General features: G+C 73.0%; 7 protein-coding genes and 1 pseudogene. 4 read left to right on the top strand and 4 right to left on the bottom strand.

Features of this window, described 5'->3' with window-relative positions; translation table 11 throughout:
- Positions 1-301, top strand: a pseudogene (locus ROTAS13_RS16675) (rotamase); the annotation flags it as partial.
- 42 nt (positions 302-343) lie between these two features.
- Positions 344-1,201 carry a 16S rRNA (adenine(1518)-N(6)/adenine(1519)-N(6))-dimethyltransferase RsmA gene (gene rsmA, locus ROTAS13_RS16670; RefSeq protein WP_075822895.1) on the top strand — a complete coding sequence of 286 codons (858 nt, stop codon included), beginning with the start codon at positions 344-346 and terminating at the stop codon, positions 1,199-1,201.
- Between the two features lie 28 nt (positions 1,202-1,229).
- On the opposite strand, the gene ROTAS13_RS16665 is transcribed toward rsmA, so the two are convergent.
- From ROTAS13_RS16665 to ROTAS13_RS16650, 4 genes are all read right to left on the bottom strand, one after another.
- Complete coding sequence (locus ROTAS13_RS16665; RefSeq protein WP_019461669.1) at positions 1,230-2,852, bottom strand: ABC-F family ATP-binding cassette domain-containing protein; 1,623 nt, start codon at positions 2,850-2,852, stop codon at positions 1,230-1,232.
- 139 nt (positions 2,853-2,991) lie between these two features.
- Positions 2,992-3,792, bottom strand: coding sequence for a RadC family protein (gene radC, locus ROTAS13_RS16660; protein WP_075822894.1), 801 nt, complete (start codon positions 3,790-3,792; stop codon positions 2,992-2,994).
- Between the two features lie 2 nt (positions 3,793-3,794).
- Positions 3,795-4,523 (bottom strand): RadC family protein, encoded by a 729-nt coding sequence (locus ROTAS13_RS16655; protein ID WP_051004884.1) that lies wholly within the window; start codon positions 4,521-4,523, stop codon positions 3,795-3,797.
- Between the two features lie 224 nt (positions 4,524-4,747).
- Complete coding sequence (locus ROTAS13_RS16650) at positions 4,748-4,978, bottom strand: hypothetical protein (protein ID WP_216348670.1); 231 nt, start codon at positions 4,976-4,978, stop codon at positions 4,748-4,750.
- A 176-nt stretch (positions 4,979-5,154) separates the two neighbouring features.
- On the opposite strand from ROTAS13_RS16650, the gene ROTAS13_RS16645 reads away from it, so the two are divergent.
- Both ROTAS13_RS16645 and ROTAS13_RS16640 read left to right on the top strand, forming a co-directional pair.
- Positions 5,155-6,066, top strand: a complete 912-nt coding sequence (locus ROTAS13_RS16645) for an IclR family transcriptional regulator (protein ID WP_079253544.1) — start codon at positions 5,155-5,157, stop codon at positions 6,064-6,066.
- 363 nt (positions 6,067-6,429) lie between these two features.
- Positions 6,430-6,818, top strand: a 389-nt coding sequence (locus ROTAS13_RS16640; protein WP_171979125.1) for a benzoate/H(+) symporter BenE family transporter, incomplete at its 3' end; no start/stop codon positions are given.

The raw sequence follows: 6,818 nt of genomic DNA, 5'->3' as shown, positions 1-6,818 counted from the left end.
CCGCCCCGCCGATCCCGGGCAGGTGCGGCAGGAGACGCTGGAGCCGCCGCAGCTGCGCCAGCTCGTCGCCAGCCTTTCCCCCGGCCGCGCCAGCCAGCCGATCGTGACGCCGGACGGCATCCTGGTGATCGCCGTCTGCTCGCGCGAAAGCCGCAATCTCGCCCAGTACACGCCGGAGATGGCCAAGGCGCAGATCCTGCGCGAGCGCGTCGAGCTGGTCTCGCAGCAGCAGCAGCGCAACCTGCGCCGCCAGGCGCAGATCGACATGCGCATCCGGCCCAGCGCCGCCAGGGACGGCTGATGCCCATGCCAGGCCGCATCGCGACGGGGCACCGCGTGGCCCATGTCTGACGCCCCGGAACCGGATACGCCCGCTGCCCTGCCCTCTCTCCGGGACACGGTGGCCCGCCATGGGCTGGACGCGCGCAAGTCGCTCGGCCAGCACTTCCTGCTGGACCCCGCGGTCTGCGAGCGCGTGGCGCGGCAGGCCGGCGACCTCGCCGGCCGCCATGTGGTGGAGGTCGGCCCCGGCCCCGGCGGGCTGACCCGCGCCCTGCTGGACAGCCCGGCCGCGCATGTCACCGCCATCGAGCTGGACCGCCGCGCCATCGCCGCCCTGGCGGAGCTTTCCGCCGCCTTCCCCGGACGGCTGACGGTGCTGGAGGCCGATGCGCTGGCGGTGGACGCCGCCGCCCTCACCGGCACGCCGCGCAAGGTCGTGGCCAACCTGCCCTACAATGTCGGCACGCCGCTGCTGGTGAACTGGCTGTCCCAGGCCGGCGCCTGGGAATCCCTGACGCTGATGTTCCAGCTCGAAGTGGCCGAGCGGATCGTCGCCGCCCCGGACACGGAGCATTACGGCCGCCTCGCGGTCCTCGCGCAATGGCGCTGCGCGGCCAGCATGGTGCTGCGCCTGCCGCCCGGCGCCTTCTCGCCGCCGCCCAGGGTCTGGTCCGCCGTGGTGCATCTCGTGCCGCGCCCGGTGCAGCCGGAACCGGCCCTGGCCCGCGCCATGGAGCGTGTCACCGCCGCCGCCTTCGGCCAGCGCCGCAAGATGCTGCGCGGCTCGCTGAAGTCGCTGGGCGGGGCCGGGGCGCTGCTGTCGGGCTGCGGCATCGAGCCGACGCGCCGCGCGGAAACGCTGGACATCGCCGAGTTCGAGGCCCTGGCACAGGCCCTGCTGGCGCGCGGGACCGGCTGAGGCTCGCCCCGGGGCAGGCCGCCCGGCCTCAGCCGTGCAGCCCCGGCGCCTCCTGACCGGTGCGCGCCACGTATTCGGTATAGCCGCCGTCGTACCGGTGGATGCCTTCCGGCGTCAGCTCCAGCACGCGGTTGGACAGCGCCGCCAGGAAGTGCCGGTCATGCGAGACGAACAGCATGGTGCCCTCGTACTCCGACAGGGCCGCGATCAGCATCTCCTTGGTCGCCATGTCCAGGTGGTTGGTCGGCTCGTCCAGCACCAGGAAGTTCGGCGGGTCGTAGAGCATCCGCGCCATCACCAGCCGAGCCTTCTCCCCACCCGAGAGCACGCGGCACTTCTTCTCCACCTCGTCGCCCGAGAAGCCGAAGCAGCCGGCCAGCGCCCGCAGCGAGCCCTGCGCCGCCTGGGGGAAGGCGTCCTCCAGCGACTGGAACACCGTGCGGTCGCCATCCAGCAGCTCCATGGCGTGCTGCGCGAAATAGCCCATCCTCACGCTGCCGCCGAGCGTCACGCTGCCCTGGTCCGGCTCGGTCGTCCCCGCCACCAGCTTCAGCAGCGTGGACTTGCCGGCGCCGTTGATGCCCAGCACGCAGCAGCGTTCCTTGCGGCGCAGGAGGAAGTCCAGCCCCTCGTAGATCACCCTGTTGCCGTAGCGCTTGTGCACGCCCTTCAGGTTCGCCACGTCGTCGCCCGAGCGCGGCGCCTGGCCGAACTCGAACACCACGGTCTGGCGGCGCTTCGGGGGCTCGACGCGGTCGATCTTCTCCAGCTTCTTGACGCGGCTCTGCACCTGCGCGGCGTGGGAGGCGCGGGCCTTGAAGCGCTCGATGAAGGCGATCTCCTTGGCCAGCATCGCCTGCTGCCGCTCGAACTGCGCCTGCTGCTGCCGCTCGTTCATGGCGCGCTGCTGCTCATAGAAGGCGTAATCGCCGGAATAGGAGGTCAGCGCCCCGCCATCGATCTCCAGCACCTTGTTGATGATGCGGTTCATGAACTCGCGGTCGTGCGAGGTCATCAGCAGCGCGCCGTCATAGCCCTTGAGGAACTGTTCCAGCCAGATCAGGCTTTCCAGGTCCAGGTGGTTGCTGGGCTCGTCCAGCAGCATCACGTCCGGGCGCATCAGCAGGATGCGCGCCAGCGCCACGCGCATCTTCCAGCCGCCGGACAGCTTGCCGACATCGCCCTCCATCATCTCCTGGCTGAAGCCGAGGCCTGCCAGCACCTCCCGCGCGCGGCCTTCCAGCGCGTAGCCGCCCAGCTCCTCGAAGCGCCCCTGCACCTCGCCGAAGCGCTCGATGATGGCGTCGAGGTCCTCCGCCTGCGCGGGGTCCGCCATGGCGGCCTCCAGCACCGCCAGCTCGGCCGCCACGGTGCTGACATCGCCGGCGCCGTCCATCACCTCCGCCACCGGGGTGCGGCCGGACATCTCCCCCACATCCTGGCTGAAGAAGCCGATGCTGACGCCACGGTCCACCAGCACCTGGCCGTCATCCGGCTGCTCCCGCCCGGTGATCATGCGGAACAGCGTGGTCTTGCCCGCGCCGTTGGGGCCGACCAGCCCGGCCTTCTCGCCGCGCTGGAGCGCCGCCGAGGCCTCGATGAAGACGAGCTGCTGGCCGTTCTGCTTGCTGATGGAGTCGAGGCGGATCATGGATACTCTCGGCCTGGGATGGGTGCGGCGCGCCGACGCCGGGAGGAGCCGTCCGAGACCACATCCGCAGACCGGCCGTCAACCACCGCCGGAACGGCAGGGTGGGGGGCGCCCCTTTCCGCCCCTCGCCCGGCTCCCCCTACAGCAACCCTTCCCGCCGGAAGCTGGTATGCCGCCCGTTGCCCACGATCACGTGGTCCTGCAACGCGATGCCCAGGCATTCCGCCGCCTGCCGGACCTGCTCGGTCATCAGCAGGTCGTCGCGGGACGGCGTGGGGTCGCCGCTCGGATGGTTGTGAACCAGGATCAGCCGCGCGGCGTCCAGCTCCAGCGCGCGCTTGACCACCTCGCGCGGATAGACCGGCGTATGGTTCACCGTGCCGCGCGCCTGCGCCTCGTCGGCCAGCAGCCGCTCCTCCGCATCCAGGAACAGGACCCGGAACTGCTCGATCCGCTCCCGCGCCAGGGAGGCGGTGAGATAGGCGAGCAGCCGGTCCCAGTTGTCCAGCACCGGCGCCGCCATGACCTCCGCCCGGGCGAGGCGCAGCGCCGCCTCCTGCACCAGCTTGAGCGCCGCGATGCTGTGGGTGCCGAGGCCGGGCACGCCGCGCAGCTCCCGCTGGCTGGCCGAAAGCAGGGCGGCGAAGCTGCCGAAGCGGCGCAGCGCCGCCTGCGCCAGGGCGCGCGGGTCGGCAGGCAGGACGAAGCCCAGCAGCAGCGCCGTCATGTCCTCCTCCGACAGCGCCGCCTCGCCCTCGTTGAGCAGGCGGCGGCGCAGCCCCACGGGCGACCCGGGCCGCGCCGCGGAGGCCGGGCCGCCCGGAACCGGAACGCCGGCGGCCGGAACCTCGGGCGCCGGAACCGGCCGGCTTCCCGGAACGGGCGCCAGGGCCGGATCGCGCGACAGGAAACCGGCGACATCCGAGAAACCGTCCGCCATCGTCAGATCAACCCCTCCCGCCGCAGGCTCAGCGGTTCCGCCTTTCCACCGGCGATCAGGTGGTCGTGCAGGGTGATGGCCAGCAGCGCGCCCGCCTTCCGCATCTGCTCCGTGCGCGCCACATCCTCCTCGCGCGGCTGGCCGCCGGGGCGCCAGGTCAGCAGGATCAGGGCCGTCGCATGCAGCTCCAGCGCCCGCCGCATAGTGGCGCGCGGCTCCTGCACGCCATCCTGGCTCTCGTCGGCGAGCAGCCGGTTCCGGTTGTCCAGGAACAGGACGCGCCCATGCGGCAGGCTGGCGCCGGGCGCCGCCTCCAGGGGCGCCGCCGCCAGATAGGCCATCAGCCGGTCCCAGCTCTTCAGCACGGGCCGTTCCGTCTCCTCCGCCCGGGCGAGGCGCGTGGCGGCCGCCGAGACGAGGTTCAGCGCGGCGATGCTGTCCATGCCCAGCGCCGTGGTCCGCCGCAGCCATCGCGGGTCAGCCCCCAGCACCGCCGCGAGGCTGCCGAACTGGTTGATCAGCCCCTTGGCCAGCGGCTTGGTGTCCCGGCGCGGGATGCCCAGGAAGAGCAGCATCTCCAGGATCTCGTAATCCGGCAGCGCCGCCGGTCCACCCTGCAGCAGCCGCTCCCGCATCCGGCTGCGGTGGCCCTGGGGGCCGGTGCCGGCGAAAACCGGCCCGCTGCCGGACCCGACCCGATTTCCGTGAAGCCCGGGATCTTCCCTCGGCATCGACGCGTCCTTCAGGCGCTCCCCGGAGGCGGGAGCATCAACCGAAGGTTGCATGTCTTTGGGCCACCGGCAACTTCCCGCGCAGGGGAGCGAACAAGGTCCCGGAGGCACCGGTCGCTCCGCCGCGCCGTGTTCCGGCGGGTGGGGAAGCGGAAGCCGCCCGCCGCGCCAGGCTCACCGACCGGCGGCCTGGGTGAGCGGAGACGGTCCCCCCGGCCCGGCGTTCAGCCGTCGAGCAGGAAACCGACGATGAGGCCCTGCGCGACACGGAACATGTCCACGCCGGTCGCCGTGCGGCAGCCGAGGTCGCACGGCGCCACATGGGCGGGGACGCAGAGCGCGTTCATGCCCCGCTCCGCCAGCGCATGGCTGACGCCGGAGGGCGATTTCACCTGGGCGACCGGGTCGCCCACGATCGGGTAGAGGCGCGTGGCGCCGTTCAGGCTTCCGGACATGATTCCCTCCATCCGCAATCTCCGGCGGTCGGCGGGAGACCTGCCGATCGCCGGAAAGACTTTCCAGAATCTTTCCTTGAGATCGGAAGCCCCTTTCAGTACCACCCCGGAGGCCCGCCCCACCCGGTCCCGGCCGGCCCTTTCGCAGCGGGCACGGCGCATCCGGAGTACCCAGCATGAACGCGATGCCATCCGAGGCCGAACCGGCGTGCGGCCTCGCCGCCTCCGGGGACCGCGGGCGCCGTGGCGCTTCGGCGGCGCCCAGCGGCGTCATGGACCGCACCTTCGCCGTGCTGCGGCTCCTGGCCGAGAATGCGGACGGGCTGCCGATCTCGGCCATCGCCGATCGCCTGGGCATCCCCCTCAGCGCCTCGCACCGCCTGCTTTCCGAACTCGCCGGGCACGGCGTCGTGCAGCAGGAACGCGGCCATGGCGACTACCGCCTGACCATGCGGCTGGTGACGCTTGCCTTCACCTATCTGGCGCGCAGCGGCGTCACCGACATCGCCCAGCCGGTTCTGGACCGCCTGGCCGCGCGGAGCGGCGAGCTGGTGCGCCTCGCGGTGATGGATGGCGACGGCGCCAACCGGAGCCTGACCTGGGTCGCCCGGGCGCAGGGCGCCCAGTCCGGCCTGCGCTACGACCCGGAGATGGGCCAGGTCGCCCCTCTCTCCTGCAGCGCCAGCGGCTGGGCCTGGCTCTCGACGCTCGGCGACGGGGAAGCCCTGGCCCTGGTGGAGCGCCAGGGCTTCGGCCCGCCCGAGGAATTCGGCCCGCGCGCCCCGCGCACGCCCAAGGCGCTGATCCAGGCACTGCGCCAGACCCGCAGGCGCGGCTATGCCGTGGCGATCCAGACCTTCACTCCCTGGATGTCGGCCATCGCGGCGCCGGTGCGCGCGCCGGATGGCACGGCCTGTGCCACGATCGGCATCGCCGGGCCGCTGATGCGCCTGCCGGAGGAGAAGCTGCACGGGCTCGCCCCGCTGATGCTGGAGGCGGCGGCGGAGATGACCCAGGCCAGCCTCGGCTCGCCCCTGCTGAACCGCGCCCTGCACGGTGCCCGGAACGCCATGGGGAGGCCGCGCTGACGGGCGGGATGGCGGAGGGCACGCGGGCGGGAAGCCGCGACACGCCGGGATCGGCGCCAGCGGCCCCGCCATGGCGGTGACAGCGGCGACGCGGGGGCCGGAGGCGGGCGTGGCGGGGAAGGCACCGCCCCTTGGCGGCATCACCGCCTGATCCGGCGGCCTGCGCCCCGGCCGCCCCCCGTGTATGGCCTCCCTGGGCGAACTTGGCTTTCATGGGTGCCGATCCGGCGATTCGCAGGCCCCCACAGCCATGGTCCCGTGGCCGGGCGGCCTTGCCGCGGCCAACCCTGGCCGGAGGCGCCCCGAAGCGCCGGCCGGATGTCATGCGCCGCACCTTTCGCGGTGCCGGGGAATGCCGCCGCCATGCGAGACCTCCTGCCGCCCCATACCCTGGCCGCCGGCCTGCTGGCAGCCTTCGTGGGCTTCGCCAGCTCCTTTGCCGTGGTGCTGCGCGGCCTGACCGCCGCCGGGGCCAGCCCGGCCCAGGCCGCCTCCGGCCTCATGGCCCTGGCCGTCGCCATGGGCCTGTGCGGCATCCTGCTCAGCCTGCGCACCCGCATGCCCGTCAGCGTCGCCTGGAGCACGCCCGGTGCCGCCCTCCTGGCCAGTTCCGGCGCCATCGCGGGCGGCTTCCCGGTGGCCGTCGGCGCCTTCCTCGCCTCCGCCCTGCTGGTGGTGCTGGCGGGCTGGTGGAAGCCGCTGGGCCGCTGGGTGGCCGCCATCCCCGCCACGCTGGCCAGCGCCATGCTGGC

This window comes from Roseomonas sp. TAS13, from assembly GCF_001950415.1.
In the GTDB taxonomy this organism is placed as follows: Bacteria; Pseudomonadota; Alphaproteobacteria; order Acetobacterales; family Acetobacteraceae; genus Roseomonas; species Roseomonas mucosa.
This window is presented reverse-complemented; position numbering and strand designations above follow the sequence as displayed.